This is a genomic window from Sphingobacterium sp. T2 (assembly GCF_000814685.1).
GTDB classification, from domain to species: domain Bacteria; phylum Bacteroidota; class Bacteroidia; order Sphingobacteriales; family Sphingobacteriaceae; genus Sphingobacterium; species Sphingobacterium thermophilum.
The window spans coordinates 1-1,763 of sequence record NZ_JXAC01000192.1 but is presented as its reverse complement, the minus strand read 5'-3'; the positions used below and the strand labels follow the sequence as shown (position 1 = coordinate 1,763).

At 42.6% G+C, this 1,763-nt stretch carries 2 protein-coding genes and 1 pseudogene; 2 read left to right on the top strand and 1 reads right to left on the bottom strand.

The window, feature by feature from the left end; genetic code table 11:
- Positions 1–488, bottom strand: a 488-nt coding sequence (locus SD31_RS11595) for a DEAD/DEAH box helicase family protein (protein ID WP_039054239.1), incomplete at its 3' end; no start/stop codon positions are given.
- Between the two features lie 121 nt (positions 489–609).
- Here SD31_RS11595 and upp point away from each other — a divergent pair.
- Positions 610–1,254: a uracil phosphoribosyltransferase gene (gene upp / locus SD31_RS11590; RefSeq protein WP_039054238.1), complete on the top strand. Its 645-nt coding sequence runs from the start codon at positions 610–612 to the stop codon at positions 1,252–1,254.
- A gap of 67 nt (positions 1,255–1,321) precedes the next feature.
- Positions 1,322–1,763: pseudogene (locus SD31_RS11585) on the top strand (ribonuclease H-like YkuK family protein); the annotation flags it as partial.

Here is a 1,763-nt window from a genome sequence, read left to right as displayed (position 1 = left end):
CCCACTCCAAAGCGAAAGACCGATCGCGAAAAATCTTCCGGATTACCCATACCATATATGCAAGAAACCGAAGACACGACAATGACATCTCTCCTACCCGACATCAGCGCCGATGTCGTGGCAAGGCGTAACTTCTCGATCTCGTCGTTTATCGCCAAGTCCTTTTCTATATATGTATTTGTCGAAGGGATAAATGCTTCTGGCTGATAATAGTCGTAATACGACACAAAGTAGTTTACCGAATTCTTTGGGAAAAACTGTTTAAACTCACCATACAGCTGAGCAGCCAACGTCTTGTTGTGACTTAAAATCAAAGTAGGACGTTGGGTCTGCTGGATGACATTCGCTATAGTAAACGTCTTTCCCGATCCGGTAACCCCCAACAGGGTCTGGTACATCTCTCCGGCATTCACGCCCGCCACAAGTTCCGCTATAGCCTGAGGTTGGTCTCCCGTCGGTTTATATTCTGATGTTAATTCAAATTTCATATAACTCCTCTAAGGTAAAGATAACACTTCAAAAGAATAAAATACTCTATATATCCGAGAATGTGACATCCGTCAAACATATTTGACTTTTTTTTAGTAAATTGGTGTAAATTAATAAGCTATGATCCATATTCTTTCAAAGAACAACAGTATTGCCAACCATTTTGTTGCTGAGCTGAGAGATGTCACCATTCAAAAAGACAGGCATCGCTTCCGCAGGAATCTAGAACGTGTAGGCGAAATTATAGCTTATGAAATCAGCAAGACATTACCCTACAAAGGAGTAGAGATCGAAACGCCTTTGGGTATTGCCGAAATGAATATCCCGGTCGAACAACCCGTACTTATCACCATTATGCGGGCAGGGTTACCCTTTCATCAAGGTTTCTTGAATGTCTTCGACCAGTCTGACTGTGGCTTTATAGGTGCGTTTCGTCACACCAAAAAAAGTGGCGAGTTTGAAATACACAAGCGTTATGAAATTACCCCCAACTTGGACGATCGCATCGTTATCGTGTCGGACCCTATGTTGGCCACCGGCCGCAGCCTTGTTCTCTGCTGCAAAGAACTATTAAGTGAATATAACATCAAAGAACTGCATATAGCTTCGGTGATAGCTTCCGAGGAGGGAATACAACACGTGCGTGCCTTCGTGCCGGAAGCACAACTGTGGATTGCTGACGTAGACAAAGAGCTTACCAGCAAATCCTACATCGTTCCGGGGTTAGGCGACGCCGGCGATTTAGCTTACGGAAACAAAGAATAAAGTGTAGAACTATTAATGCATGACATGAAATTCGGAAATCTTCATATACACCAAAACAAGCCATACTATGAGTTGGGAAAAATACAACGGAGAGCCTTTACAAGAATCTATATTAGACGCTGTTGAAAATGCTATCATTCGTGAGGTCAATAACGGAATTAGGTTAAAAGTATTTATCGGCACAGACTCACAAGTCAAGCGGAACACTATAGAGGTAGCCACCGTCATTGTGTTCCTCCGCGAAAAAAAAGGTGGAATTCATGTTTATCCACAAAGATAAAATATCCTTCAAGCTCAGTATCAAAGAGCGTATGCTGATGGAAGTACAACGCTCCATCGAAATCGCCTATCAACTTTGTCCCATCCTTGAAAAATACCAAGTAGATCTCGAAGTGCACGCGGACATCAATACCAATCCTCATTTCGAATCCAACCTAGCTCTCAAAGAAGCTATGGGCTACATTCTAGGAATGGGGTTCAACTTTAAAGCAAAAGATTCAGGTTTTGCT